This is a genomic window from Pseudoalteromonas sp. SR41-1, from assembly GCF_014164015.1.
In the GTDB taxonomy this organism is placed as follows: domain Bacteria; phylum Pseudomonadota; class Gammaproteobacteria; order Enterobacterales; family Alteromonadaceae; genus Pseudoalteromonas; species Pseudoalteromonas distincta.
In genome coordinates, this window is record NZ_JACJEK010000033.1 from 1 (window position 1) to 26,877 (window position 26,877).

Annotated in this window: 23 protein-coding genes and 2 pseudogenes; 16 read left to right on the top strand and 9 right to left on the bottom strand. The window is 41.2% G+C overall.

Translation table 11 applies throughout. The annotated features are described in order from the left end of the window. Positions 1-127 precede the first annotated feature (127 nt). A pseudogene (locus tag H5118_RS19685) lies at positions 128-409 on the top strand (tyrosine-type recombinase/integrase); the annotation flags it as partial. 253 nt (positions 410-662) lie between these two features. On the opposite strand, the gene H5118_RS19690 reads toward H5118_RS19685, so the two are convergent. The 7 genes from H5118_RS19690 to H5118_RS19720 all read right to left on the bottom strand — a co-directional run bounded on the left by H5118_RS19690 (position 663) and on the right by H5118_RS19720 (position 8,423). After that, positions 663-1,433 carry an SDR family oxidoreductase gene (locus H5118_RS19690; protein WP_182749851.1) on the bottom strand — a complete coding sequence of 257 codons (771 nt, stop codon included), beginning with the start codon at positions 1,431-1,433 and terminating at the stop codon, positions 663-665. A gap of 9 nt (positions 1,434-1,442) precedes the next feature. Continuing rightward, positions 1,443-2,342: a 3-hydroxyisobutyrate dehydrogenase gene (mmsB, locus tag H5118_RS19695; RefSeq protein ID WP_182749853.1), complete on the bottom strand. Its 900-nt coding sequence runs from the start codon at positions 2,340-2,342 to the stop codon at positions 1,443-1,445. 10 nt (positions 2,343-2,352) lie between these two features. Then, positions 2,353-3,504, bottom strand: a complete 1,152-nt coding sequence (locus H5118_RS19700) for an enoyl-CoA hydratase/isomerase family protein (protein ID WP_182749855.1) — start codon at positions 3,502-3,504, stop codon at positions 2,353-2,355. Continuing rightward, positions 3,504-4,295 (bottom strand): enoyl-CoA hydratase, encoded by a 792-nt coding sequence (locus H5118_RS19705; protein ID WP_169060213.1) that lies wholly within the window; start codon positions 4,293-4,295, stop codon positions 3,504-3,506. The genes H5118_RS19700 and H5118_RS19705 overlap by 1 nt, the downstream gene beginning before the upstream one ends. A 10-nt stretch (positions 4,296-4,305) precedes the next feature. Then, a complete protein-coding gene (locus H5118_RS19710) occupies positions 4,306-5,463 on the bottom strand; it encodes an acyl-CoA dehydrogenase family protein (protein ID WP_182749857.1) in 1,158 nt (385 codons plus the stop codon). 162 nt (positions 5,464-5,625) lie between these two features. Next, on the bottom strand, positions 5,626-7,116 hold the full coding sequence (locus tag H5118_RS19715) for a CoA-acylating methylmalonate-semialdehyde dehydrogenase (RefSeq protein ID WP_182694039.1): 1,491 nt from the start codon (positions 7,114-7,116) through the stop codon (positions 5,626-5,628). Positions 7,117-7,241: 125 nt separating this feature from the next. Next, positions 7,242-8,423 (bottom strand): acetyl-CoA C-acyltransferase, encoded by a 1,182-nt coding sequence (locus tag H5118_RS19720; RefSeq protein ID WP_182736438.1) that lies wholly within the window; start codon positions 8,421-8,423, stop codon positions 7,242-7,244. Between the two features lie 330 nt (positions 8,424-8,753). Between H5118_RS19720 and H5118_RS19725 the strand changes: the two genes are divergently transcribed. The 9 genes from H5118_RS19725 to H5118_RS19765 all read left to right on the top strand — a co-directional run bounded on the left by H5118_RS19725 (position 8,754) and on the right by H5118_RS19765 (position 18,576). Further along, positions 8,754-9,188, top strand: coding sequence for a MerR family DNA-binding transcriptional regulator (locus H5118_RS19725; RefSeq protein WP_008135264.1), 435 nt, complete (start codon positions 8,754-8,756; stop codon positions 9,186-9,188). A gap of 56 nt (positions 9,189-9,244) precedes the next feature. Further along, complete coding sequence (locus H5118_RS19730; RefSeq protein WP_024595698.1) at positions 9,245-10,420, top strand: isovaleryl-CoA dehydrogenase; 1,176 nt, start codon at positions 9,245-9,247, stop codon at positions 10,418-10,420. A 10-nt stretch (positions 10,421-10,430) separates the two neighbouring features. Continuing rightward, positions 10,431-12,038 carry a carboxyl transferase domain-containing protein gene (locus tag H5118_RS19735; protein WP_182749859.1) on the top strand — a complete coding sequence of 536 codons (1,608 nt, stop codon included), beginning with the start codon at positions 10,431-10,433 and terminating at the stop codon, positions 12,036-12,038. A 12-nt stretch (positions 12,039-12,050) separates the two neighbouring features. After that, positions 12,051-12,821: an enoyl-CoA hydratase/isomerase family protein gene (locus H5118_RS19740; RefSeq protein WP_182749861.1), complete on the top strand. Its 771-nt coding sequence runs from the start codon at positions 12,051-12,053 to the stop codon at positions 12,819-12,821. A gap of 8 nt (positions 12,822-12,829) precedes the next feature. Then, complete coding sequence (locus tag H5118_RS19745; protein ID WP_182715368.1) at positions 12,830-14,833, top strand: acetyl/propionyl/methylcrotonyl-CoA carboxylase subunit alpha; 2,004 nt, start codon at positions 12,830-12,832, stop codon at positions 14,831-14,833. Further along, entirely contained in the window at positions 14,833-15,729 is an 897-nt protein-coding gene (locus H5118_RS19750) for a hydroxymethylglutaryl-CoA lyase (RefSeq protein WP_182720862.1), read from the top strand. Before H5118_RS19745 ends, H5118_RS19750 begins: the two co-directional genes overlap by 1 nt. Positions 15,730-15,990: 261 nt before the next feature. Next, positions 15,991-16,689 carry a CoA transferase subunit A gene (locus tag H5118_RS19755; RefSeq protein WP_008135270.1) on the top strand — a complete coding sequence of 233 codons (699 nt, stop codon included), beginning with the start codon at positions 15,991-15,993 and terminating at the stop codon, positions 16,687-16,689. Between the two features lie 14 nt (positions 16,690-16,703). Continuing rightward, complete coding sequence (locus H5118_RS19760) at positions 16,704-17,360, top strand: CoA transferase subunit B (protein WP_002961879.1); 657 nt, start codon at positions 16,704-16,706, stop codon at positions 17,358-17,360. A gap of 334 nt (positions 17,361-17,694) precedes the next feature. Beyond that, entirely contained in the window at positions 17,695-18,576 is an 882-nt protein-coding gene (locus H5118_RS19765; protein ID WP_182694627.1) for a LysR family transcriptional regulator, read from the top strand. A 464-nt stretch (positions 18,577-19,040) separates the two neighbouring features. Here H5118_RS19765 and H5118_RS19770 read toward each other — a convergent pair whose 3' ends face one another. Further along, positions 19,041-19,817: an amino acid ABC transporter substrate-binding protein gene (locus H5118_RS19770; RefSeq protein WP_182749863.1), complete on the bottom strand. Its 777-nt coding sequence runs from the start codon at positions 19,815-19,817 to the stop codon at positions 19,041-19,043. A 135-nt stretch (positions 19,818-19,952) separates the two neighbouring features. Beyond that, positions 19,953-21,242: a peptide-methionine (S)-S-oxide reductase MsrA gene (msrA, locus tag H5118_RS19775; RefSeq protein ID WP_182749865.1), complete on the bottom strand. Its 1,290-nt coding sequence runs from the start codon at positions 21,240-21,242 to the stop codon at positions 19,953-19,955. A 248-nt stretch (positions 21,243-21,490) separates the two neighbouring features. Between msrA and pxpB the strand changes: the two genes are divergently transcribed. The 6 genes and pseudogenes from pxpB (at position 21,491) to H5118_RS19805 (ending at position 26,751) form a co-directional block, all read left to right on the top strand. Further along, positions 21,491-22,156: a 5-oxoprolinase subunit PxpB gene (gene pxpB / locus H5118_RS19780; RefSeq protein WP_182749867.1), complete on the top strand. Its 666-nt coding sequence runs from the start codon at positions 21,491-21,493 to the stop codon at positions 22,154-22,156. Next, a complete protein-coding gene (locus tag H5118_RS19785; protein ID WP_182749869.1) occupies positions 22,149-23,075 on the top strand; it encodes a biotin-dependent carboxyltransferase family protein in 927 nt (308 codons plus the stop codon). The genes pxpB and H5118_RS19785 overlap by 8 nt, the downstream gene beginning before the upstream one ends. 50 nt (positions 23,076-23,125) lie before the next feature. Further along, a pseudogene (locus H5118_RS20870) lies at positions 23,126-23,404 on the top strand (5-oxoproline transporter, DUF979 family subunit); the annotation flags it as partial. Then, the gene (gene pcp / locus H5118_RS19795; RefSeq protein ID WP_182749871.1) at positions 23,397-24,065 is read left to right on the top strand and encodes a pyroglutamyl-peptidase I; all 669 of its coding nucleotides are present in this window, start codon (positions 23,397-23,399) and stop codon (positions 24,063-24,065) included. The pseudogene H5118_RS20870 and the gene pcp, both read left to right, overlap by 8 nt. A gap of 153 nt (positions 24,066-24,218) precedes the next feature. Then, positions 24,219-25,892, top strand: coding sequence for an asparagine synthase B (gene asnB, locus H5118_RS19800; RefSeq protein ID WP_182711293.1), 1,674 nt, complete (start codon positions 24,219-24,221; stop codon positions 25,890-25,892). Further along, positions 25,876-26,751, top strand: a complete 876-nt coding sequence (locus tag H5118_RS19805) for a PhzF family phenazine biosynthesis protein (protein ID WP_182749872.1) — start codon at positions 25,876-25,878, stop codon at positions 26,749-26,751. Before asnB ends, H5118_RS19805 begins: the two co-directional genes overlap by 17 nt. Positions 26,752-26,877: the final 126 nt, after the last annotated feature.

A 26,877-nucleotide genomic window follows, 5' to 3' on the forward strand; every position in this document is an offset into this window, starting at 1 on the left:
CAGCGCATGTTTGGCATTTATTCCACGTTATCGCCTATTTATGGGGAATAAACACACTACATAGGCTCTGCCTTGCCTAAATACCAAACACACTGCTGCAAATTTAACCTCGAAAGATAAACAGGCCCTAAGTCTTAATCCCGAGAGTAAACAATTAAGGCGCCATCATATTGATGAAAAGCAATTACAACGCGCTGTTAAAAAAGCCGCTTTTGATGCAAATATTAACAAACACGTTACCCCACATACTTTGCGCCACTCTTTCGCTACGCATTTGCTGCAAAGCGGCGCTGATATACGCACAGTACAAACACAGCTAGGTCATAGTGATGTGCGTACTACACAAATATATACCCATGTACTACAACAAGGTGCCAACGGTGTTATTAGCCCTTTTTCAAGATTATAAATATCTCAGTAACAAGGCAAAAATTTAGTTATATTGTTTGTCTATATGAGAAGTTTTTAACGCAGTTAATGAGTTATTTAGAACGCTAAAATGTTCTACGTTTTAATTCAACGGGTATCCTACTCATGTTTTACAACAAATTGCCAACGCCGTTATTAGCCCTTTTTCCAGATTATAAACTCCCCGATTTAAAACAAAAAAGCACAGCCCAAAACAGCCTTGCTTTTTTTTATCAACCTTAATCAACCTCGGTTTACAAACGAATGCCGCCGTCTATTTCTACCACGCGACCGGTAAAAAAGTCGTTTTCGATTATGTATTGTGCAGTATGCGCAATTTCGTCGCTTTCGCCTAAGCGCCCTACTGGCGTTACCGCGAGCATACGTTGTTTGGCTTCTGGCTTCATGGCGTCGGTCATGGCGGTACTTATTACACCTGGTGCAATAGCGCCTACACGTATACCAAATCGACCAAGTTCTTTAGCCCATGTGGTGGTAAGTGCCACTACGCCTGCTTTTGATGCCGCGTAGTTTGTTTGGCCTATGTTACCTGCGCGCGCTACGCTCGACATATTAACTATAACGCCGCCTTTGCCTGATTCAATCATGTGGCTTGCAGCTTCCCGCCCGGCTAAAAACACACCTGTTAGATTTACATCAATCACTGATTGAAATTGCTCAAGAGACATTTTTTTAACGACTTTGCCGTCTTTAGCCTTTATAAACATGCCGTCGCGTAAAATACCGGCGTTGTTTATTAGCACACCAATGTGGCCAAAATCGCTGTTGATGTTATTAAATACGTTTTCTACTTCGCTCTCAGTAGTTACGTTTGCGGCATAACCTTTAATATTGCTAGTTACACCTTCAAGCTGCGTTAATTGCTCGCATGCGTTGTTTAATAAGTCTTGCGCCATATCTATTAAAGCAATGTTGGCACCCATAAGTGCAAACTTTTGCGCCATTGCAAAGCCTAAACCTTGTGCGCCACCGGTTATTACTACCGTGTTATTTTTAATTTCCACGCGTTGCTCCTACTTAGAAAACAGTTTAAAAATGGCACTAAAGTCATCACTACCCGCACCTTGGTGCTGTAGCATAGTGTATAAATTTTTAGCCATTGAACCCATTGGGGTTGATGAATTACTTTGCTGCGCGGCTTCCATGGCAAGTCCTAGGTCTTTAGCCATTAAATCAACCATAAAGCCTGGTTTGTAATCGTTACTAGCAGGGGCTGTATCCATTACACCTGGGCAAGGGTTGTAAAGTTCAAGCGTCCAGTTACGGCCCGAACTTGCGGTCATAATGTTGCTAAGTACTTTAGGATCGAGACCGTTATTAATACCCATTTGCAGTGCTTCGCTGGTGCCTGCCATTAAAATGCTAAGTAGCATGTTATTACATATTTTTGCTACTTGCCCTGCGCCAATATCGCCTGCATGAAATATGTTTTTACCCATATCACTAAGCACTGTATTTGCTTTATTAAACGCTGCTTTTTCGCCGCCAACAATAAAAGTAAGTGTCCCTGCTGTTGCACCTGCAACGCCGCCCGATACCGGTGCATCTACAAAGCTAATGCCCTGCTCGCCAAGTGTACTGCCTACAGTGCGTGCTGATTCTGCATCTATTGTTGAGCAATCAATTACTAATGTATTGTTGCTCAGCACGTTAATTAAACCGCTGTCGTCATTATTACCTAAGTAAAGCGACTTAACATGTTTGCCCGCAGGTAACATACTAATAAGTACATCAGCATTAGTTGCGCACTGCTTTGCATCAACAGTTGCTTTTGCGCCTTTACTTGCAAGCTCATTTACGACCGACTGGTTTAAATCAAACACGCTAACAATATGGCCTGCTTTAATTAAGTTAGCCGCCATTGGGCCGCCCATATTACCTAAGCCGATAAAACCAATATTTAGTTTAGTCATCGTCTTTCCTTTATTTGTGTGATGGCGTATCTAAGCCATTGAGAGGGTGTTTTTCGCCAAAGCGGTTAGCAAAAAAACTGTCGATTATTATTTGTGGTACATCACTTAGTGTTTTGTACTGCCAATTAGGCGCGCCGTCTTTATCTATTAATAACGCCCTTACACCTTCTTGAAACTCACCTACTTCGCCAGCGCGAACCGACATACTTAGCTCCATTTTAAAACACGCTAATAAGCTTTTGCCTTTACTTGTTTTTAATTGCTCACTAACGAGTGCGCAACTTAGTGGGCATCCGTGTTTAAGTGACTTTTGGGCGCGTTGTAGCCATTTATCGTCAGTAGCTAGCCCTAAAATATAATCAACTTGCTCCTGCAAGGTTGTAAACTCACCCAGCTTTTGAATTGTTTTTAAATTAGCTTTTATATTGCCTTTTGGCATACGCGCAGATTGGTTGTCTAAATCGGTGAGTAAATCGGTTAATCGCTCATGATTTAAGCTTGCGGTTTTGCCCCATTTAGCTGCTAAAATTTGCGCAAGCATGGAATCATATTTAGTGCTGTCGATGAAGTGATCGGCAAGTGATACAAAACGTGCGTCTTCGCAGTTAATTGATGCCGACGTTAGCCCTAAAAATAACCCGACGCTTTGTGGCATTTTATGTAAAAAGTAACTACCGCCTACATCTGGGTATAAACCAATGGTTTGCTCTGGCATGGCAATGCGAGATGTTTCGGTTACAACGCGATGGCTAGCACCGGCCATTAGCCCTAAACCGCCGCCCATCACTATACCGTTACCCCAAACAAGGATTGGTTTATCAAAGGTATGAATAAGGTAATCAAGCTTGTACTCAAGCGTAAAAAACTCTTCAACTAAGCTTGTTGGTTTACCTTGCGCCATTGCATGATGAAGGCTTACAACATCGCCGCCTGCACAAAATGCTTTATCGCCTGCGCCTTTTAACAACACCATTGCAATAGCATCATCGTCTTGCCAAGCTCGCAATTGCGGCTCAAGTAATTTGATCATCTCAAAATTAAGTGCATTTAAGGCTTTTGGCGCATTGAGTGTAATAAGCCCAATTAAACTGCCGTTTTCTGCGGTTGCGGTTTCAAATACCACGGGCTCATTGGCGCTATTTAATAATGTTAAAGCACTCATTAGCCATTTACCCAGTTAGCGCGGCGTTTTTCTAAAAAGGCATTTACGCCCTCTTGTTGATCTTCGGTATCAAATAAACCAACAAATAACTCGCGCTCAAGAGGCAATACACTTGCCATTGGTTGATGGCGCCCTTTTTGAATCAATGTTTTACACGCTGCAACTGAGGTAGGGCTTTGATCGGCTACTTGGTTGGCCAGTTTTAATGCGGCCGCAAAGCTTTCACCCTGTGGTACTACTTCTTCTACTAAGCCAATTTGCAGAGCTTTATCAGCTTTTAGGCGCTCGCCGCATAAAATCATGCGTTTTGCCCAGCCTTCGCCAACTAGCCATGCTAAATTTTGTGTGCCACCCGCACACGGTAACAACCCAACTTTAGCCTCAGGGAGCGCCATTTGTGCTTGCTCTTCAGCTATACGTATATCGCACGCAAGCGCCACTTCTAGCCCGCCGCCCATTGCATAGCCGTTTATGGCCGCAACCGACACGCCTCTAAAATTAGTCAATGCTTCAAATGCTTCACCAAATACCCGCGACATATCAGCGGCTACGCCTTTATCGCCACCAGCAAATACATTTAGGTCGGCACCCGCGCTAAAAAACTTCTCGCCTTCACCAGTCAGTACTAATGCATAAATATTTTTATTGTTATTAAGCGCGTTAACGGTATTTTTTAAATCAACTAGGGTGTCTTTTGTCCAGGTGTTTGCTGGCGGGTTAGACATAGTTAAAATAGCAACATGACCTTCGGTTGTAAGTTCAATACTCGGATTAGATTTAGATTCTGACATACATTGCTCCTTATAAAACGTCGCTTGCAGACTCAGCCAAAATACGGCGCGCTATAATCACACGCATAATTTCGTTAGTGCCCTCTAAAATTTGATGAACGCGTACATCACGTACATGGCGCTCAAGCGGGTATTCTTTTATGTAACCGTAACCACCATGAATTTGCAGTGCGTCGTTACACACAGTAAAGCCAACATCGGTAGCAAAGCGTTTAGCCATGGCGCAGTAAGTGGTTTTTTCAACGTCGTTATTATCAAGTTTAAATGCAGCAAGCCTTACCATTTGGCGCGCAGCTACAAGTTCGGTGTTCATATCGGCAATTTTAAATTGCAATGCTTGAAACGCAGCCAATGGTTTACCAAATTGTGTACGTTCTTTTAAATATTCACGGGCTGTATTAAGCGCCGCTTGCGCTGTACCAATTGAACATGTGGCAATGTTAATTCGGCCGCCATCGAGGCCTTGCATCGCAAATTTAAAGCCTTCGCCTTCTGCGCCTAACAAGTTATGCGCAGGAATGCGTACATCTTCAAAGCTAATTAGGCGTGTTGGTTGTGCGTTCCAACCCATTTTTTCTTCAGCTTTGCCGTATTCCACGCCTTTTGCGTCGGCAGGTACTACAAATGCCGAAATACCCGCAGCGCCTTCGCCGCCTGTACGTGCCATTACAACTAGCACTTCAGTTTCGCCAGCGCCCGATATAAACATTTTTGAGCCGTTAATAACGTACTCATCACCCTCAAGCACGGCTTTTGTTTTAAGTGATGCGGCGTCTGAGCCCGATCCAGGCTCTGTTAAACAGTAAGAGGCAAGTAGCTCGCCCATTACTAATTGCTCTACGTATTTGTCTTTTACGGCATCGGTACCAAAACTTGCTACCATCCAAGTGGACATATTATGAATGGTCAACATGGCCGTTGTTGCGGTACAACCCATAGCAAGTTGTTCAAAAATAATGCTCGAATCTAAACGAGATAAACCAAGGCCGCCTGCTTCCTCTGGCGTGTATAAACCACAAAAACCAAGCTCGCCCGCAGCTTTAATCGTGTCTTTAGGAAAGATATGTTCGCGATCCCATTTTGCGGCATGGGGCGCAAGTTCTGACTCGGCAAATTGACGTGCAGTTTGTGCAAAGGCTTGTTGATCTTCAGATAAGTTAAAGTCCATGGTAGACCTCTTTAATTGTGTTAGTTGTGTTGTTAGTGTTTCCCGTTACAGGGATAGTTTGTGACGAGCGGCGAAGGCTTATGTGTGTGTTGTGTGTGAAGTAGCCTTCGCGCCCATCTTTTTTATTAATTATTCTTTTATTTACTCATTTTTTAATTACGATTATTTTAAGTTAATACTCATGTTTGGGCCCGACGCAATGTCGTCTTCAAACCAACGTGATGTAATTGTTTTAGTTTCTGTGTAAAAGCGAATACCTTGCTTACCGTACGTGTGAGTATCGCCGTAAAACGAGCCTTTCCAACCAGTGAATGAAAAGAACGGAAGTGGCACCGGAATTGGCACATTAATACCTACTTGGCCTACTTCAATTTCGTGTTGGAATTTACGAGCCACTGCGCCGCTTGACGTAAATAACGAGGTACCGTTACCGTAAGGGCTGTCGTTAATAAGGGCGATTGCCTCTTCAAGCGTGTCTACAAACATACACGCTAGTACTGGACCAAATATTTCTTCTTTGTATAAATCCATCTCTTTGGTTACATCGGTAAATAACGTCGGACCAACCCAGTTACCTTGCTCATACCCTTCAACCGTAAAGTCAGAGCCATCAATTAAACAGGTAGCGCCTTGCTCTTTACCACCAGCAATGAGTGATAAAATACGTGCCTTTGCTGCTTTTGATGTTTGTGGCCCGTATGCCGCGTTTGCATCATCCCACACGCCTGGGCGTACATTTTCAAAGCCTGCTTTTATTTCATCTACCCACTGACTTGCTTGACCTACAAACACAGCAACCGAAATACCCATACAACGCTGGCCAGCAGCACCGACAGATGCGCCTACTAGGTTGTTTACAACGTGCGATTTACTTGCATCAGGCATAATAACCATGTGGTTTTTAGCGCCAACACACGCTTGCACGCGTTTAAGATTTTGTGTGCCTTTAGAATAAATATAAGCACCTACACCACACGAGCCTACAAACGAAATAGCACGCACTGCTTTATCTTCTAGTAAGCGGTCTACTTGTGGTTTTGTACCATGAACAACCTGTAATACGCCTTTTGGTGCGCCGGCTTCAATAAATAGCTCAGCTAAGCGCATTGGTGTAAGTGGATCTTGCTCTGACGGTTTTAAAATAAAGGTGTTACCACACACAATAGCCAGCGGGAACATCCAAAGTGGGATCATTGCAGGGAAGTTAAATGGTGTTACGCCCGCACATACGCCAAGTGGCTGCATGTAAGAATACGTATCGATTTTACGCGCTACGTTTTCCATTGTTTCACCCATCATTAATGATGGTGCGTTTGCTGCTTGTTCTACTACTTCAATACCGCGCCAAACATCGCCTTTTGCATCTTCAAATGTTTTACCCAACTCGTGACAAATAATGGTAGCAAGCTCATCATGATGTTCTTTTAATAGCGCTGCGTACTTCATCATAATGCGAGCACGTTCTGTAATGGGTACGTCTTTCCATGTTTTAAACGTCTCAGAAGCTGAGGCAATTGCCGCGTCCATTTCTAATTCTGTGGTACATGGCACTTGTGCAAGTACTTCTTGAGTTGCTGGGTTTATAACATCGATAAGCTCTTTTGATGCTGATTGAATAAATTCGCCATTTATAAGTAGTGGTACTTGGTGCATGATTAAATCCTAGTGTGTGAGTTGTGTGTTCTCTTTTAAAATTGGTAGCGCCGCTTTGTTAGTATTATTAGTGCAGCGCTTTTATAGTTATTCGTACAGCTTTCTTATAACTATTTAATACCTAGTTAATACGCTTCTACGGCCATAGCAACCGCTTCACCGCCACCAATACATAAAGACGCAATGCCTTTTTTAAGGCCTCGGTTTTTAAGGGCATGAATAAGCGTTACTAAAATACGCGCGCCGCTTGCACCAATTGGATGACCCAATGCACATGCACCGCCGTTAACGTTTACTTTGCTTTCATCAAGTTTTAACTCGTTAATAGCCAGCATGGTTACCATGGCAAATGCTTCGTTAATTTCCCAAAGATCAACATCGTTTACAGCCCAACCTGCTTTTTCAAGCACGCTGTTCATAGCCCCTACTGGCGCTACTGTAAATTCACTTGGTTTTTGAGAATGCGTGCTGTGCGCTACAATTTTACAAAGCGGTGTTAAGCCCTGCTCTTTTGCTTTTGATTCGCTCATTAATATAAGCGCTGCGCCACCATCTGAAATTGACGATGAATTAGCCGCTGTAATAGTGCCGTCTTTTTTAAAAGCTGCACGTAAGGTAGGGATTTTTTCTGGACGGGCGTTACCTGGTTGCTCATCAATCGATACTGTTACATCGCCTTTGCGTGTTTGCATTGTATGGGGTGCAACTTCGTTATCAAAGCTACCATTGTGTATTGCTGCTTTTGCTTTACTTAATGAGCCTAATGCAAACGCATCCATTTGCTCGCGGCCAATGCCGTATTCATCGGCGGTGTCTTGTGCAAAACAACCCATTGCTTTGTTGTCGTAAGCATCTTCAAGGCCATCGCTCATCATGTGATCTTTTATTTCGCCATGTCCCATGCGCATACCGCCACGCGCTTTTGGTATAAAGTACGGTGCATTTGTCATGCTCTCCATGCCACCAGCAATAGCAGATTGAATTGAGCCCGCTTTAATTAAATCGTTTGCAAGCATGGCTGCTTTTAAACCAGAGCCACATACTTTGTTAATTGTTGTAGCGCCAGTGCTAAGTGCAAGGCCTGCTTTTAACATTGCTTGGCGTGCAGGTGCTTGCCCAAGGCCTGCTGGTAATACACAGCCCATAATTACTTCGTCTATTGCATCATTAGCTAAACCAGTTTGTGTGAGTACACTTGCAATGGCGGTAGCGCCAAGCTCGGTAGACTGCGCATCACTTAACGCTCCCATAAAACCACCCATTGGGGTGCGTTTTGCTGCTACAATTACCACTGATTCTAAAGTCATAACTAACTCCATTGTATTTATATGCAAATAGTTGTTAGTATATTTGCTCTATTAATTTAGTATTCATTTATTATTTAATACCCTTACACAATACTAACGTTTACGCCAACGTCAACTAAAAACAGCTTAATTTTTAGTTTTATAAGTGTAAGGATTATTTTCCATCGGTTAGACTATACTGATAAAATAAAAATAACCCATTGAATATTAATAATATAAATCAATACCTCGCTTAAACATCCCTTTATAAATAGTTTCAAACCACACCAAGCTTTACCTTTACGTAAACTTCACTTATATTGGAGTTATTCGAATGAGGTAAATACAATTATGAAACCAGATAATCAAACAAACTTTGCAAGCTCAGCCAAAATGCCGGCCAGTAATGAACAAACATTTAGCATTAGCGAACTCGCTAAAGAATTTGACATTACAACCCGCTCTATTCGCTTTTACGAAGACCAAGGGTTAATAACGCCAGAACGTAATGGTCAAACCCGTATTTATTCAAAACGCGATAAAGTGCGTTTAAAACTAATATTACGTGGTAAGCGCCTTGGCTTTACATTGGCCGAAACCGGTCGTTTGTTTGAACTGTACGACGCAGATAAATCAAGCGCTAAGCAGTTGGTTACTATGCTTGACCTTATTTCAGAAAAAAAAGCAGACCTATCTCAACAAATGGACGACATTAAAGTTGTTCTTATGGAGTTGGTGACGGCCGAGCGCCGCTGCAGAGACACGCTTAATAAAATAGACGAGTAAGTTTATTTTTAAAATAACAACACACTGACAACACACACGTCACACAGGAATGAATCATGAGCACTATTTCACTATATAAAGAAATGAACTTTGGCCTTGGCGAAACCGCCGATATGATCCGCGACCACGTAAACAGTTTTGCGAGTCAGGAGATTGCCCCGCTTGCTGAAAAAACGGACTTAGATAACGCTTTTCCAAATCAACTTTGGACTCAAATGGGCGAAATGGGCGTACTAGGTATGACCGTATCTGAAGAACTTGGCGGCGCCGGTTTAGGTTATTTAGAACATGTTATTGCTATGGAAGAAATAAGCCGTGCCAGTGCCTCTATAGGGTTAAGCTATGGAGCACATTCAAACCTGTGCGTTAATCAAATTAACCGTAACGGCACACAAGCTCAAAAAGAAAAATACTTACCTAAGCTTATTAGTGGTGAGCACATTGGTGCTCTTGCAATGAGCGAGCCTAATGCGGGCTCTGACGTTGTATCGATGAAACTCAAAGCCGAAAAAAAAGGTGATAAGTACATTTTAAACGGCAATAAAATGTGGATCACCAATGGTCCAGACGCGCATACGTTAGTTATTTACGCAAAAACAGATTTAAACGCCGGCGCTAAAGGCATTACCGCATTTATTGTTGAAAGTGACTTTCCTGGTTTTTCAACAGCGCAAAAGCTCGACAAACTGGGCATGCGCGGCTCAAATACCTGTGAGCTAGTATTTGAGAACTGCGAAGTACCCGAGGAAAACATTTTAGGTAACTTAAACGAAGGCGTTAAAGTACTCATGAGTGGCCTTGATTACGAACGCGTAGTACTTGCAGCGGGCCCGCTTGGCATAATGCAAGCATGTATGGACATAGTGGTGCCGTACATTCATGAGCGTAAACAGTTTGATACCCCTATTGGTCAATTTCAGTTAATTCAGGGCAAAGTAGCCGACATGTATACACAAATGAATGCTGCGCGCTCATATGTGTATACGGTAGCTCGCTCTTGTGACCGTGGTGAAACAACCCGTAAAGATGCCGCCGGTGCCATTTTATACGCCGCAGAGCTTGCAACTAAAATGGCGCTAGATGCGATTCAAATTTTAGGTGGCAATGGCTACATAAATGAATACGCCACAGGCCGCCTACTTCGTGACGCTAAGTTATACGAAATTGGCGCAGGTACATCAGAAATACGCCGCATGCTTATTGGCCGCGAACTTTTCACTGAAAGCCGTTAAGGATTAAACCATGACTATTTTAAAATCGAGCGTTAATCCTCACGACCCAACGTTTGTGCAAAACCATAAAAATATGTCAGCGCTGGTGGATGATTTACGCAGTAAAGTAGCAACAATTAGCCAAGGCGGAGGCGCTGCATTAAAGGAGCGCCACGAAGGCCGTGGTAAATTATTTGTACGCGATCGTATAAGTACGTTAATTGACGAAGGCTCACCGTTTTTAGAAATTTCACAATTTGCAGCCTTTGGTGTATACGAGCAAGCAATACCGTGCGCCGGTGTTGTAGCTGGTATTGGCCGTGTAAAAGGCATTGAATGCATGATTATTGCAAACGATGCCACGGTTAAAGGCGGTACGTATTTTCCGCTTACCGTTAAAAAGCATTTACGTGCACAAGACATCGCAGAGCGCTGCCACTTACCTTGTATTTATCTTGTTGATTCGGGCGGTGCTAACCTGCCAGAGCAAGATGATGTATTTCCCGACAAACTGCATTTTGGTCGTATTTTTTACAATCAAGCCCGTATGTCGGGTAAAGGTATCCCACAAATTGCCGTGGTAATGGGGTTATGTACCGCAGGTGGTGCGTACGTGCCTGCAATGGCAGACGAAAGCATTATTGTCAAAGATCAAGGCACTATATTTTTAGCAGGCCCGCCGCTTGTAAAAGCAGCAACTGGCGAAGAAGTAACTGCCGAAGAACTTGGCGGCGCCGATGTGCACTGTAAAGTGTCGGGTGTTGCCGATCACTACGCAGAAAACGACACCCATGCGCTTTCTATTGCGCGACAATGTATTGAGTGTATTAATTACACACGCCCTACAACTCCTCTTCTCGAGGATGTAACACCACCACGTTACGATATTAACGAGCTTTACGGCATTGTAGGTACCGACCTTAAAAAGCCATTTGATGTACGCGAAGTAATAGCGCGCACAGTGGACGACTCCTCATTTGATGAATTTAAACGTTACTTTGGTGAAACGCTGGTCACCGGTTTTGCCAGTATTTACGGCAATCCTGTTGGCATAGTGGCTAATAACGGTATTTTATTTAGTGAGTCGGCGCAAAAAGGCGCGCACTTTATTCAACTGTGTGCGCAGCGCAATATTCCTTTAGTATTTTTACAAAATATTACCGGCTTTATGGTGGGTAAAAAATACGAAGCCGAAGGTATTGCTAAGCACGGCGCTAAAATGGTGATGGCGGTTTCGTGTGCTGATGTGCCTAAATTCACAGTACTTATTGGCGGCTCATACGGCGCAGGTAACTACGGTATGTGTGGCCGCGCATTTGAACCAACCATGATGTGGATGTGGCCTAATGCCCGTATTTCGGTAATGGGCGGCGAGCAAGCAGCTGGTGTAATGGCGCAAGTTAAACAAGATGGTTTAGCACGCAAAGGCCAAACCATGAGCGAGCCAGAAATCAGTGATTTTAAAAAGCCAATTATTGAACAGTACGAAGAGCAAGGTCATCCGTATTACGCAAGCGCACGCTTGTGGGATGACGGCATTATAGACCCTGCCGATACGCGTAATGTATTAGGGCTTGCGTTAACGGCTGCGAATAACGCACCAAAACGTGATTCGAAATTTGGCGTATTTAGAATGTAACCGGAGCGCAAAATGTCAGTAACACTACAAATAACAAAATCTAATGTGGCTGTACTTGTGTTAAGTCGCCCAGAAAAAAGAAACGCATTTAACAGTGAAGTAATACACGAACTTATTCAGTGTATTGAACATGCAAATACGCTTGATATTCGTGCTTTGGTTTTAAAAACAGAAGGTAAACACTTTTCAGCCGGTGCCGATTTAGCCTGGATGAAATCAATGGCTGATAACAATTACACCGATAACCTAGCTGATTCAATGCAATTAGCTAAATTAATGCAGGTATTGGCAAGCTCCCCGCATCCTACAATTTGTGCTGTGCAAGGTGCCGCTTTTGGTGGTGCTCTGGGCTTAATAGCCTGTTGCGACATAGCCCTTAGTAAAGACGATGCACAATTTTGTTTAAGTGAAGTAAAACTGGGTCTTATTCCGGCGGTTATTAGTCCATACGTTATTAAAGCTATTGGTGAGCGCGCTGCTCGCAGGTATTTTTTAACGGCTGAAGTGTTTGATGCACATACTGCTAAGCAACTTGGCTTAATTCATCAAGTAACCGGTAATTTAGACTGTGCGCTCGATAATATGCTGCAAACACTGATTGATAACGGACATGTTGCAGTAAAAGCCGCAAAAGCATTAATTAAAGATGTAGCAAATAAACCAATAACCGATGAACTCATTGAGCTTACCGCAGAGCGTATTGCAAAAATTCGCGTATCTGAAGAAGGTCAAGAAGGGCTAAGTGCTTTTTTTGATAAACGCCCACCCGCTTGGCAACTGTAGGATTGATTATGAAGACACAACGATTACAAAAAATACTAATTGCCAATCGTGGAGAAATTGCGTGCCGTGTAATGCGCAGCGCAAAACAAATGGGCTTAACCACGGTCGCGGTTTACTCTGATGCAGACAAACATGCCCAGCACGTAAAAATGGCTGACGAGGCTTACCATATTGGTGCCGCGCCAAGTAAAGATTCGTATTTAGTAGCAGACAAAATTTTACAAGTTGCCAAAGACTGCGGCGCTGACTGTATTCACCCAGGCTATGGTTTTTTATCTGAGAACAGCGAATTTGCTAAAGCCTGCGAAGCTAATAACATTGCTTTTATAGGGCCACCAGCAAGTAGCATTGAAGCAATGGGGTCTAAAACCCGCGCTAAAGAAATAATGGCAGCTGCTAATGTACCGTTAGTGCCTGGTTATTACGGTGATAAGCAAGACCCTGCTTTTTTACAAAGTGAAGCTGAAAAAATTGGCTACCCTGTACTCATTAAAGCGGCCTTTGGTGGCGGTGGTAAAGGCATGCGTGTGGTTGAAAAAGCACAAGACTTTATGAGCGCACTACAAGGTGCGCAACGTGAAGCGATTGCCGGTTTTGGTAACGACTTAGTGTTATTAGAGCGCTATGTAAACCAACCTCGCCATGTAGAAGTGCAAGTATTTGCAGATAACCATGGCAACTGTGTTTATTTAGGCGATCGTGATTGTTCTTTGCAACGTCGTCATCAAAAAGTAATTGAAGAAGCCCCTGCTCCGGGTTTATCTGACGCACTACGCAAAGAAATGGGCGAAGCGGCTGTACGTTGTGCACTGGCTATAAATTATAGAGGCGCAGGTACGGTTGAGTTTTTACTTTGTGGCGATGAATTTTTCTTTATGGAAATGAATACGCGCCTTCAAGTAGAACACCCTGTGACCGAAATGGTAACGGGTGTAGATTTAGTCAATTGGCAAATTAATATTGCGGGTGGGCAAACATTGCCACTGACACAAAGTGATATTCAATTGCAGGGTCATAGCTTTGAAGCGCGAATATACGCAGAAGATCCAGCTAACGACTTTATCCCGTGTTCGGGCACTATTGAAGCACTACACACACCGCTTAACAGTGAATTTGTACGCATTGATACAGGCATTGCACAAGGCGACGAAATCAGCCCGTTTTACGACCCGATGATTGCAAAACTTATTGTGCACGACGACAATCGCGAACAAGCACTGAGCCGTTTACAACACGCTCTTGAGCAATTTCATTTAGCAGGTTTTAGCACTAACATTGGCTTTTTACATAATTTAGCAAGCCACCCTACGTTTAAACAAGGTGCGCCAAGCACACACTTTATTGCTGAGCAAGGTGATTCGTTAGTTGCGGTTGATAAATCGTTATTGCAAGCAAGTCAGCTTATTGGTGCTTTTGCGTATTTAGAATCGCTAACTAGCACCCAAAATGCGCAAAACAGTGCAAGCCCGTGGCAACAACTAACTGGTTTTAGACTCAATGCTCCGCAAGCAATTAAGATCCCTTTTGCCGATTTGCAGCTAAGCGCTATAAAAACAGCAGCGGGTTATAGTATTACGCATAACGAGCACGTTTTTAATCTACAAGGCACATTAAATAGTGGTCTTTGCAGTGTATTTATTAACGGTGAAAAACATAGCGCGCACGTAACTACGGTAGGTAATAATACTGTTGGCAATAGTGTGACAGTGATGAATAAAGCACTGCAAACTAAGCTTGAACTAGTTGATAAACATTATATTAGTTCGCACGAAAGTGAAGCACTGCCACTTGCCGCGCCGCTTAATGGCACAGTAGTTAAGCACTTAATCGATATTGGTAGCACAATTACCAAAGGCGATGCGGTTGTTATTATCGAAGCCATGAAAATGGAATACACGCTTAACGCACCACATGACGGCATTTTAAAAAGCTACTGTTTTGGTGAAGGCGAATTAGTAACGCATGGAGCCTTACTTGCTATTGTCGAAGATACAACTGAGGAAGGTGCATAATGAGTGCCTTTCCAAATAAAGTACGTATTGTTGAAGTTGGCGCGCGAGACGGCCTACAAAACGAAAAGACAGTAAGCACAGCCGATAAAGTAGCGCTTATTAACGCCCTAAGTGCTGCAGGTTTAAAAGATATTGAAGCGGGCGCGTTTGTCTCCCCTAAGTGGGTGCCGCAAATGGCAGACTCAGCGGATGTAATATCAGCCCTTGATTTACCCAATGTAAATTTAAGCGCCCTTACACCTAACTTAAAAGGTGCACAAGCAGCGCACGCTGTTGGCATTAAAGAATTTGCTATATTTACAGCTGCGAGTGAGTCGTTTTGTCAAAAAAATATCAACTGCTCAATAGACGAAAGTATTGAACGCTTTAGTGAAGTAATAGCGTTTGCTAAAGCGAATAATATTCGTGTACGTGGTTATGTAAGCTGTGTACTCGGTTGCCCATACGAGGGGGAGATTGACCCGCAAGTAGTACTTAAGGTATCGCAAAAGCTATTAGATTTAGGCTGTTACGAAGTAAGCCTTGGCGATACCATAGGTGTTGGCACCGCTAAAAAAGTAACGCAATTAATCGAGTTACTTTTAACGCACATTGATAAAGCCAAGTTGGCCGTGCATTTTCATGATACATACGGCCAAGCGCTCACAAATATTTACGCAGCTTTAAGCCTAGGTATTGCAACGGTTGACGCGGCAGTCGCGGGCCTTGGTGGCTGTCCTTATGCTAAGGGGGCGTCAGGAAATGTTGCCACCGAAGATGTAGTTTACTTACTGCAAGGGCTTGGCATTGAACACTCAATTGATTTACAAAGGTTAAGTGACGCTGGCTGGGAAATAACCAAAGCACTTGGTAAGCAACCTGTGAGCAAAGTATCTGTGGCACTGCACACAAAATAACCTGAGCTCTGGATAATAAATCTATCTCGAGCAGCTATTTTCAGCACTAACTGCGTTGAATTTACTTGCAATAGGCCAGCTATTGACGCGTAAATTCGCCTTGTTTTCACTGAAAATCTCTGGCTAGAGAAAATAAATTTAAATATCACCCTGATTCATATGTTAGTAAATCTATTAACCAGAGTTCAGGTTAAATAGCTATCTTATGAAATGATGATTAAAGATAGTTAACAACAAATAGCACACAATGAGGAGAGACTCATGGCCGGTTTTGATAAGGTAGTTTCTAGTTACGAAGCTGCAATGGAAGGATTAAAAGACGGCGATACCATTATTGCCGGTGGTTTTGGTTTATGTGGTATTCCTGAGGGCTTAATTAAACAAATTAAGCACATGCAAACAAAAAACTTAACCGTAGTATCTAATAACTGTGGTGTTGATGACTTTGGTTTAGGTATTTTATTACAAGACAAACAAATTAAAAAAGTAGTTGCCTCATACGTTGGCGAAAACGCCCTATTCGAGCAGCAGTTATTAAGTGGCGAAATTGATGTAGAGCTTACGCCTCAAGGTACATTAGCTGAAAAAATGCGTGCTGGTGGCGCGGGTATACCTGCATTTTACACCGCTACCGGTTACGGTACTCCTGTGGCTGAGGGTAAAGATGTAAAAGAGTTTAATGGTCGCCCGTATATTTTAGAAGAATCTATAACGGGTGAATTTGCTATTGTTAAAGCGTGGAAAGCCGACCGCTTTGGTAATTTAGTGTTTAGACACACCGCCATGAACTTTAATCCAATGGCGGCAACAGCGGGTAAAATTACCGTTGCCGAAGTAGAAGAAATTGTAGAGCCGGGCGAGCTTGAACCAAGCCAAATTCATACCCCGGGTATTTTTGTAAATCGCGTTATTAAAGGCAGCTTTGAAAAACGCATTGAACGTGTAACAACACGAGATTAAGCAGGAGCAAAATTATGGCATTATCACGTGAACAAGTTGCAATGCGCGTTGCACAAGAACTACAAGACGGTTACTACGTAAATTTGGGCATAGGAATTCCGACACTCGTCGCAAACTATGTACCAGATGATATTGAAGTTATGCTACAGTCCGAAAATGGCCTTTTAGGCATGGGCCCGTACCCGACTAAAGCAGAGCTAGACGCCGATATGATTAACGCGGGTAAAGAAACCGTGACAGCAGCCACTGGTGCAGCCATATTTAATAGTGCAGATAGTTTTGCCATGATACGGGGTGGTCATGTAGACTTAACCGTTCTGGGTGCATTTGAAGTTGACCAGAATGGCAACATCGCATCGTGGATGATCCCTAAAAAGCTGATTAAAGGCATGGGTGGCGCGATGGATTTAGTCGCTGGCGCGAAAAACATTATTGTTACTATGACCCATGCAAGTAAGCATGGTGACTCTAAACTATTAGAAGCCTGCTCTTTACCGCTTACTGGCGTTAATTGCGTTAAAAAAATAGTGACAGATTTAGCCGTATTAGAAGTTAAAGACGGCGCATTTCATCTATTAGAACGTGCTCCGGGCGTTACTGTTGATGAAATCATTAGTAAAACAGCAGGTAAATTACTTGTTGACGGTGAAGTTCCAGAAATGGTTTTTTAGGCTCTAGCTTAAAAATAACGCTTTACCCTGTACCGACCTCATTCCCAGTGCCAATGGCGCTGAGTTACCCAAAATCCCTCGCAAGAGGGATTTTTTTTATCTTTTGTCATTATTTTTACCGTCATTCATACATCTGTAGTAAATTTTATCTATAATACAAATATAAATTAAATGTAAGCGCTTAGATTCTTTGCACTATTTTGTGGATAGCCTGCACCCTTTTTGTGAACTAGCGTTAATTTTATTTTTAACCTACTGATATTTAAACATTAAATAGTTGGTTCAAATTTTGCCTAAGTAAGGCGTCTCAATAAATTAAATAATTCTGGAAAACATGCAAACTCCTATTCGTGGCCTTCGCTCTTTTTGCTTTGCCGCAAGAAGCCTAAGTTTTAAGCATGCAGCTAATGAGCTGTACTTAACGCCGTCTGCGGTAAGCCATCAAATAAAACAACTTGAAGAACAACTTGGTATTGAGCTTTTTCAACGTAAAACGCGTTCAATTAGCTTAACCACAGCGGGTAAAAACTTTTTTGATGCTGTTTCTCCTATCATCACAATGTTAGAGAGCACCATTAATGAGTTTAGTCAGATGCAGCAAAATACAAATTTGACGATTACCCTGCCTGAATTTTTTGCCAGCGAACTACTCATGCCTAAATTAAGTGAGTGGACCTCAGAACACCCTAATATAAACCTGCAAATGGACACGCTTAAAACACGCAAAGAATTAACGCGTCATAGCGATTTATCTATTGTATTGTCCTCTGGTAAACCTACTGAAGGGTTAGCGACTGAGTTGTTTAACCTTGAATATATTCCTGCATGTAATAAAAAATTGCTCGATCAGTGGAGGGACGATCATCGTCAAGCCCTTAACCAAGTTCCGCTAATCTTGCACAAAGCTCGCCCTTGGGCTTGGCATCAGTGGGCCGAAAAAGCAGGGATTGATGATTTTTCTCCTTCGCAGATTATTCAAATAGATAGCATGTTTGGTGTAGCGCGTGCAGCGCAGCAAGGCATGGGCATTGCACTTATTCCACTGCCTATTAGCCAAAGCTGGCTAGATGAGCAATGGCTTTACAAGTTATTCGAACAGCCTTTAACAACTAAAGATAAATACTATTTAGTGCAGCACGAATCAAACACGCCTAATCACCCCCTTGATTTATTTGCGAAGTGGGTTGTAAATACGTTTAGAAAAATCCAAGAATAATCCCTATTAGACGAGTTCAGTAATACAACCTACTCTATGTTGTATTACTGAACTCGTCTAAACCTCTCTGCAAATTTAAATAATTTTTTAATTAAATACATAAACTTAGCACCATGCATTAGACTAAAGTCTATAGTTTAATTTTTTTCACTCATTGGTTTTGTTTTTATCGTTTGTCGAAAATAAAGTTAAATATTAAAGTTGCTTTATCAGCTCAAAACAACTTAGTTAAATTGTTTCTTAAGAGCAATAAATGCAACCTTTAGAGTTCTAGTAACTCAAACGTAGCAGTGAAAAGAATCTTATATTGTGTGTGTAAGATGTTGTCAGTGTGAAAAAGCAGTTCAAGTTAGGTGGTGACTTGGCTTGAACTGTTTTTATTTTTGGCGCAAACCACATGATATGCAATATAAGTTTAATACTTTTAAAAGCCCCGTAAGTTATAACTTACGGGGCTTTTTTAGTTAATTTTTAATTTGATATTCTTTTTTTAATTTACTTATTTGCACTTTATGTGAAATCAAGAAGGTATTAAATTTCTTGATTATGTCAGGGTAGTCAATCGACGATAATAAAAAGGCTTGTAAATCTGTCGGCAATTCGTTTTGAAAATAAACAGGTCGGGTTAATTTAAAGTATTTTTGGAGGTTATAATTTAATACATCGTTAGATATGTAAATACACTCCACTCGCTCTTTTAAAAGCAACTCTATTAATTCAATTACGTTAGCTGTTTCTATTAACTCAACGTTTTCATTATTCATTAACGGTTTAAAGCTTTGAGGCGTAAACCCTCTTACCGTTGCAAAACTAATGCATTCATCAATAGTGATATTTTTATTTAAACTCGCAATGCCCGTTTTAGTCACAACGGTTGGCTGCGAATAAATAATTTTATTTACATCAATAAATGAAGCTTTGTAGCTTGGTTTCCAGCTAGGGTTATCTGGATACTTAAAGTCGACATGGCGATGTTCCACAAATTCTTTGTAAAGTCGATTAATAGGTAGTGTGTAAAACTCAAACTCAAAGTCATGCTGCTGGGCAAACAAGGTAAGTAACTTTTGACTGAAACCATAATAGTCGCGGTTATCAGCCCCACTACCATCGTAGTATGGAAGGTATTCTATATTCTCTACGCCTACTACGTAATGAGTCGCTGATTTAGCGTTGTTTATTAAAAGCAGTAAAGCGAATGGCAAATATATTAACTGCGTTGCTATTTTTTTAAATTGATTCATTAATAACCTAAGTAATATTATTGACAATTAGCTGCACGCTTTAATTTTAACAAAATTGCAAAGATTATGATAAACCTATTTTGTTTTAAGCAAAAAAAAAAGCCTGATTAAAATCAGGCTTCGCAAAGAAGAGGTTTAGCTTTTATCTCTCGGTACAAAATCAAGGACTGTTGCATTAATACAGTAACGATCGCGACCTCTTGGACCTTCACCAGGAAATAAATGACCTAGGTGTATGCCTGTACTTTTAGAGCGAAGCTCAATGCGTGTCATGCCCCAGCTGCTATCGTCGTGCTGTGTTACGTTGTTTTTTACAGGATGAGTAAAGGACAACCAACCAGTACCTGAGTTAAACCTATTGCTTGTATCAAATAGTGGCTCGCCACTTAATTTATCAACAAAAGTGCCGTCTGGTGTATTTTTAAACTCTTTGTACTCTTTACAGTAAGGTCTATCTGTTCGTGCATCAAATGCAACTTTATAAGCATCACTGTTGCCTAATTTAAAAGCGCCTAATGCTTTATAAAACTCTTCAGGCGTTGCGTAACCTTGACGGCCATATACCTCAATACCATTTTCTAAAAATAAAATGGTCGGTGTTGCCCACGTGGCTGACTTAATAGTTAAATCATCAAGTTGGTCAGCATGGCGAAACGACATTGGTATTGTCCCTTTGTAATCATTTGCGACTGCTTTTTTGAATTTTTCACAGTATGGGCAGTATTCACGTGAATCTAAGACTACGATTTGTTTTCCTGATAATAAAGCCGTGTTATCTACTTTTTCTACAGGTGTTTTATTAAAAACAACACCGGTAGAATGATCTGGGCAATAGCCATTAGGGTTCTTTTCTAAATAATTTTGATGATACTCTTCTGCCGATACAAAACCTTGAAGCGGTTTAATAACTGTTTCAATTTTGCCATAGCTCGCATCAGTTAAAAGCTGCTGATATTGCGATTTAACTTGCTCAGCTACTTTAGCTTGCGCATCAGTGGTCGTTAATACAATTGAGCGGTATTGAGTACCAATGTCGTTACCTTGGCGATTTTTTTGTGTAGGGTCGTGACTTTCAAAATAGTTTTTTAAGAGATCTTCTGCTGAAATTATATTGCTGTTATACATAACTTGTACAACTTCAGCATAATTGTTCTCGTCAAAACGACGAGACTGATCAGTAATGTTTCTGTAGGTAGCTTTAAAGCCATTGCCGTCAGCGTACCCCGATTCAGCATCAATAACGCCATTAAGCGCTTCGTAGCGTTTTTCGGCTCCCCAAAAACAACCCGATCCAAGTACAATGGTTTCTACATGCATGGTGGCTTCTACATTACTGTGCTCAACCTTTTCCATAGATAAAGCAAAGCTGCCTGCGCTAAATATAATAGCAGCGCCTGATAAATATAATAAATGCTGGTGTTTCATAAAGTACCTCTTAAACAAGTGCGTGCTAACTAAGACCTCCTTATCCTAATTTTCATTTCAACCTAATTACTTATTTAGTACGAAGCGTATTAAGTTTTGGTCTTCAATAAGTTAAATACGATTAATTGAATATAAAACTACTCTTAAAGTAAGTTGGGCAATAAACATAACCACTTAGTCGCAATGGTGTAAATAAATTAATAAAACTGTGTTACGTTTAAATTATGTTGTACAAATAGGTTTATTTAATGAAGCCAGCTCCTCATATTTATGCATTAACAAACAGTAGTTTACTGTTTGATGCATCGCATTTAGACGCTACAGATATACTCTCTATTCAAAAGAAAATTTGGGCTCTAGCTAACCACTGTAAAAGCACTGATGAATTTAGCGATTTGGTGCCGGCCATGAACTCGCTCACTCTTTATTTAAAATCAGATAAACACTTAAATAAGTGGTTACGAGTGCTACCTTCGCTGTGGAATGATATTAAAACGAGTACTTTTAAGGGGCAGCATCACTTAATCAAAACCACATACAAGGGTGAGGACATTAATTACGTGGCTCGCTATCATAATTTAAGTGCCGATGAAGTTATTAATATTCATAGTAAAACCAAGTACCACGTTTTATTTTTAGGCTTTCAGCCCGGTTTTGCTTACCTACATGGCTTAAATGAGCAATTACATACACCAAGACGTGATGAGCCACGCATTAAAGTTCCTAAAGGCTCTGTTGCGATAGGTGCTGCACAAACCGGCATTTACCCCGCAGATACCCCAGGTGGTTGGCATATAATAGGTCATACAGATACTGCTTTGTTTGATTCGACCTCTGAGCAACCTTGTTTAATTCAACCAGGCGATACGCTTGAATTTGTTCCGCACGTTAATAAAGGAGCAAATCATGATTAAAGTACTTAAAAGTGGTGTATTACTTACAATTCAAGATTTTGGCCGTGAGGGCTACCGCCATTTAGGTGTAAGCAAAGCGGGTAGCTTAGACCCCATTGCACAAATCATTGCTAATAGATTACTTAACAATAACGACAATGATGCCGTTTTAGAAATAACTGTGGGTTTGTGCGAACTGGAATTTACCTGCGACACAGTAATTGCGCTTCATGGTGCAGATTTGCAAGCAACCCTTGATGGACATGCAATTTATCCTGGTTGGACATACGCAGTAAAAAACAAACAAGTCCTAAGTTTTGCTACTGGTAGAGCAGGCTTAAGAGCTTATTTAGCAGTGAAAGGCGGTATACAAAATGCTGAGGTTATGGGCTCTAAATCTACAGATTTAAACGCATGTTTTGGTGGTTTTGAAGGTAGATCTCTCACCACTGGTGATGAAATACCTATTACTCCTTATTACGGAGAGTTTAAAAAGGTAGGCGCAATTGCTCCCGCCCAGCGCAAGCTTATACGCCTGCATCCAAGCCCTCATGCCGACTTATTAGGCGAGCCTTTACTAAGCAACTTTGTGTCTACCGCTTTTAAAGTCAGCAATAATAGTAACCGAATGGGTGTAAGGCTTGAGCATAAAAATAATTTGGGGCATTCGCACTCTTTGCCATCATTAGGGGTAAGCCCTGGGAGTATTCAACTCCCACCAAGTGGAGAGCCAATTGTGTTACTAAATGATGGCCAAACTACAGGGGGCTACCCTCTGCTAGGGACTGTTATTGAAGCCGACTTACGTCAATTTGCACAGTTTAGACCTTTAGATACTGTTGAGTTTAAATATGTAACGTTTGAAGAAGCAGCAAAGGCGAAGCAGAAACTTGACGGACACCTACATCAATTGAGCCTTGCACTTAAAAATACATTATAAAAATATTCTAAAAATAAATAGGAAAACTATGTTCGACTTAAATTTTTGGCCCTGATAATCGTTTTATGCTGGTTGTTTTGTATTGTGTAGGTATGGCATTTTTAATTGGAGGTTATGGGCGCAAGCCCTGCTCCATTAGTTGCGCTCGGCATGTATAGCGGCTATTGCAGTATGTTAATGACGCCTATGGCAGCAAATTAAATATTATTCCTGCAGCTCTTTTAGACTTAAAAAATAAGTACTATGTAATTAAGGTTCAAATTCAGACGGCAGTTACCTTACTCGCCGTTAATATTATTTTAATGTATAGCTTGGTGTGTAATGACTAAATCAACTTCTTCTATGGCGTGTGTATTAATTACCGGCTTTGCGCCTTTTGGTAGCGAAACTATCAATCCTTCTTGGCAAGCAGTGCAAAAACTTGATGAAACTATCATCATGAAACATAAAATATATACACTAGAACTTGCCTGTGAGTTTAATACGTCTATTAGTCAGCTTATAAACGCCATTGAGTCACATAATCCGGCGGTTGTTTTATGTATAGGCCAAGCCGGTGGGCGCAGCGAAATATCAATTGAGCGTATTGCAATAAACGTTGACGATGCACGTATTAAAGACAATGCAGGTAAGCAGCCTGTCGATACACCAATAGAAAAAAATGGCCCTGATGCCTATTTCACAAATTTACCAATAAAGCGTATGTTACAAGCACTGCACAACAGCAATATACCTGCTGCCATTTCCAATACGGCAGGTACGTATGTATGCAATCATGTTATGTATGGCCTTATGCATTACATAAATGATCATTGCGCTGTAATGAAAGGTGGCTTTGTGCATATTCCTTATTTACCAAGCCAAGCTGTGCACCACAATGGCGCACCAAGCATGTGTGAAGACACTGTTATTAACGCGCTAAAAGTGATGATTGCACAAGCTTTGAACAATAATAACGACGTAAAAATAGCAGCAGGCACTACGCATTAACCACTTTGGTGCGGTTACATATAACTTGGTGCATAAATTATTCTTAATTAATTATAAAAGCTATGTGACTTGAGTTATTTTTTCTGATAAAACAAGGTTTCGCAGCACAGCAAATTGGCTTTGCTGCACACATAATAGGAATGAGGAGTTACTATGTGTTCAATTTTTGGGGTATTAGATATTAAATCTGATCCCGCTCAATTGCGTACCCAAGCAATTGAAATGTCAAAGCTGCTTAGACACCGTGGCCCAGATTGGTCTGGTGTATATGCATCTGAAAAAGCTATTTTAGTACATGAGCGTTTAGCTATTGTTGGTGTATCAAGCGGTGCACAGCCTTTATACAATCCTGAAAAAACAAATATTTTAGCGGTTAATGGCGAGATTTATAATCATAAAGAACTTGCAGCAGAGCTAGATGTTGATTTTACTTTTCAAACTCAATCAGACTGTGAAGTTATTTTAGCGCTTTATAAACAAAAAGGATCTGACTTTTTAGATGATCTAAATGGCATTTTTGCATTTTGTTTATACGATGAAGAAAATGACGCTTACTTAATTGGCCGTGACCATATTGGTATTATCCCGCTTTACACTGGTCACGACGAGCACGGTAACTTTTACGTTGCTTCAGAGCTAAAAGCACTCTCTCCAATTTGTAAGCATATTGAAGAATTTCCACCAGGGCATTACCTGTACAGCAAAGATGGCAAAATCACGCCTTATTACAAGCGTGATTGGGAAACATTTGATGCAGTTAAAGATAACAGCGCACAAGCGCAAGACGTTAAAGATGCATTAGAAGCGGCCGTTAAACGCCAGCTAATGTGTGATGTACCATACGGTGTATTACTTTCTGGTGGTTTGGACTCATCGGTTATCTCTGCTATTACCCAGCGTTTTGCTGCCAAACGTATTGAAGATAACGATGAAAGCGATGCATGGTGGCCTAAGTTGCATTCTTTTTCAGTAGGCCTTGAAGGCTCACCTGATTTAGCCGCTGCCCAAAAAGTAGCTGACATGATTGGTACTATTCACCACCCTATCATTTTTACCATTCAAGAAGGTATTGATGCTCTGCGTGAAGTGATTTACCACATTGAAACGTATGATGTAACAACGATTCGTGCCTCTACACCTATGTACTTAATGGCTCGCCAAATTAAAGCAATGGGCATTAAAATGGTGTTATCTGGCGAAGGTGCTGATGAGCTATTTGGTGGTTACTTATACTTCCATAAAGCCCCTAACGCACAAGAGTTTCATGAAGAGCTAAACCGTAAAGTATCAAAACTGCATATGTTTGATTGTTTACGTGCTAATAAATCAATGGCAGCATGGGGCGTTGAAGCACGTGTACCGTTCCTTGATAAAGAATTTGTTGATGTTGCTATGCGTATCAACCCTGAAGCCAAAATGTGTAAAGATGGCAAAATTGAAAAACACATTTTACGTGAAGGTTTTGATGGCTACTTGCCTGATGAAGTTTTATGGCGCCAAAAAGAGCAATTTTCAGACGGTGTTGGTTACAGTTGGATTGATACGTTAAAAGAGTTTGTAAATGAGCAAGTGAGCGATCAAGAGCTTGCAAATGCTAAATTTAAATACCCTATTAATACGCCAGATTCAAAAGAAGCTTACTACTACCGTACTATTTTTGAATCGCACTTTCCTGGTGATGCATCAGCTAAATGTGTACCACATGGTAAATCGGTAGCGTGTTCGACTCCTGAAGCACTTGCATGGGACGCATCGTTCCAAAACAATGCAGATCCATCAGGTCGTGCTGCGGGCGTTCATAACGACGCGTATGCAAGCAAAGGATAACACTCTTTGTTTAACGAAGCGTAAGCCCAAATGGCTTACGCTTCGCTTTATAAAACTCACTTCCACCGAATCTGTTTTTTATAGCCCTGCAAATAACTTAAAAGGCTCAAGTGCTTTAATTGTTATTTATAAAATTGGGTTAACATCAAAAACAATGCAATATATTGCATCACAATCAAATCACCCTGCTACCGTATTTTTAAATCAAAATGAGATAACTAAACGCCATTGTAATATTCGCTGGTTTAACCAAACAAGTGAAATTAAACGCTGTGGGCATGGTACTTTAGCGGCCGCTAATTTTTTAATAAAGTATTTTGGTTATTGTCCTGAAGTATTTATATCAATGAGTAATGAGCGTTTTACTATAAGAGTAAAAAAACAACGCGCCCAGTTGTTACTAAAAAGTATAGAGCCTAAAAAAAGCGAATTAGCTAAAGGTGAGTTAAAAAGTGTGTTTTCATTAGCAATAAAAGTAGCCTACAGTACCGGCGAAAATAACGGTTATACGGTTGTGTTATTTAATGAAGAATTTAATAAAGGATTTAGTAAAGACGTTGAAAAAGACGATTTAAAAAGCTTACACGTTGATTTTAAAGCGTTGAGTAAACTCCACAAAAATGCAGTTATAGCGCTTAGTATAAAAAATATGGACAAAAAAAATGCTATAGCGCATTTTAGATATTTTGCACCCCAGTTTGGAGTAAATGAGGACAGTGCAACGGGCTCTGCGGTATCTGTTATTGCCCCCCTGCTATTTAGACTACATGGTTTAAATAAAGCTAAGCTTATACAGCAATCAAATAATGGTGCATTGCTAAGCTATGAGTTTAGCAATGCTAAAGTTGTCATTTACTAGGGCGTGTTGATCTTTGCGAATTGAAATTTGTTCAATTTAGGGCCGATTAAAGCGCAGCGCGAGGTTTGTAACCTAGTGGGCTAAGTAAAAATCGAGCAACAAATAGTTTATCGCCCCTAGGCAGTA

Bases quoted from the DNA above. Each gene is read 5' to 3' on its own strand.
- H5118_RS19765 (WP_182694627.1), top strand. From the start codon at position 17,695: ATGCAAACTCCTATTCGTGGCCTTCGCTCTTTTTGCTTTGCCGCAAGA.
- mmsB (WP_182749853.1), bottom strand. From the start codon at position 2,342: ATGACTAAACTAAATATTGGTTTTATCGGCTTAGGTAATATGGGCGGC.
- H5118_RS19750 (WP_182720862.1), top strand. From the start codon at position 14,833: ATGAGTGCCTTTCCAAATAAAGTACGTATTGTTGAAGTTGGCGCGCGA.
- H5118_RS19740 (WP_182749861.1), top strand. From the start codon at position 12,051: ATGTCAGTAACACTACAAATAACAAAATCTAATGTGGCTGTACTTGTG.
- H5118_RS19755 (WP_008135270.1), top strand. From the start codon at position 15,991: ATGGCCGGTTTTGATAAGGTAGTTTCTAGTTACGAAGCTGCAATGGAA.
- H5118_RS19700 (WP_182749855.1), bottom strand. From the start codon at position 3,504: ATGAGTGCTTTAACATTATTAAATAGCGCCAATGAGCCCGTGGTATTT.
- H5118_RS19705 (WP_169060213.1), bottom strand. From the start codon at position 4,295: ATGTCAGAATCTAAATCTAATCCGAGTATTGAACTTACAACCGAAGGT.
- pxpB (WP_182749867.1), top strand. From the start codon at position 21,491: ATGAAGCCAGCTCCTCATATTTATGCATTAACAAACAGTAGTTTACTG.
- H5118_RS19745 (WP_182715368.1), top strand. From the start codon at position 12,830: ATGAAGACACAACGATTACAAAAAATACTAATTGCCAATCGTGGAGAA.
- H5118_RS19715 (WP_182694039.1), bottom strand. From the start codon at position 7,116: ATGCACCAAGTACCACTACTTATAAATGGCGAATTTATTCAATCAGCA.
- H5118_RS19730 (WP_024595698.1), top strand. From the start codon at position 9,245: ATGAGCACTATTTCACTATATAAAGAAATGAACTTTGGCCTTGGCGAA.
- H5118_RS19770 (WP_182749863.1), bottom strand. From the start codon at position 19,817: ATGAATCAATTTAAAAAAATAGCAACGCAGTTAATATATTTGCCATTC.
- asnB (WP_182711293.1), top strand. From the start codon at position 24,219: ATGTGTTCAATTTTTGGGGTATTAGATATTAAATCTGATCCCGCTCAA.
- msrA (WP_182749865.1), bottom strand. From the start codon at position 21,242: ATGAAACACCAGCATTTATTATATTTATCAGGCGCTGCTATTATATTT.
- H5118_RS19735 (WP_182749859.1), top strand. From the start codon at position 10,431: ATGACTATTTTAAAATCGAGCGTTAATCCTCACGACCCAACGTTTGTG.
- H5118_RS19720 (WP_182736438.1), bottom strand. From the start codon at position 8,423: ATGACTTTAGAATCAGTGGTAATTGTAGCAGCAAAACGCACCCCAATG.
- H5118_RS19785 (WP_182749869.1), top strand. From the start codon at position 22,149: ATGATTAAAGTACTTAAAAGTGGTGTATTACTTACAATTCAAGATTTT.
- H5118_RS19710 (WP_182749857.1), bottom strand. From the start codon at position 5,463: ATGGACTTTAACTTATCTGAAGATCAACAAGCCTTTGCACAAACTGCA.
- H5118_RS19760 (WP_002961879.1), top strand. From the start codon at position 16,704: ATGGCATTATCACGTGAACAAGTTGCAATGCGCGTTGCACAAGAACTA.
- pcp (WP_182749871.1), top strand. From the start codon at position 23,397: ATGACTAAATCAACTTCTTCTATGGCGTGTGTATTAATTACCGGCTTT.
- H5118_RS19725 (WP_008135264.1), top strand. From the start codon at position 8,754: ATGAAACCAGATAATCAAACAAACTTTGCAAGCTCAGCCAAAATGCCG.
- H5118_RS19805 (WP_182749872.1), top strand. From the start codon at position 25,876: ATGCAAGCAAAGGATAACACTCTTTGTTTAACGAAGCGTAAGCCCAAA.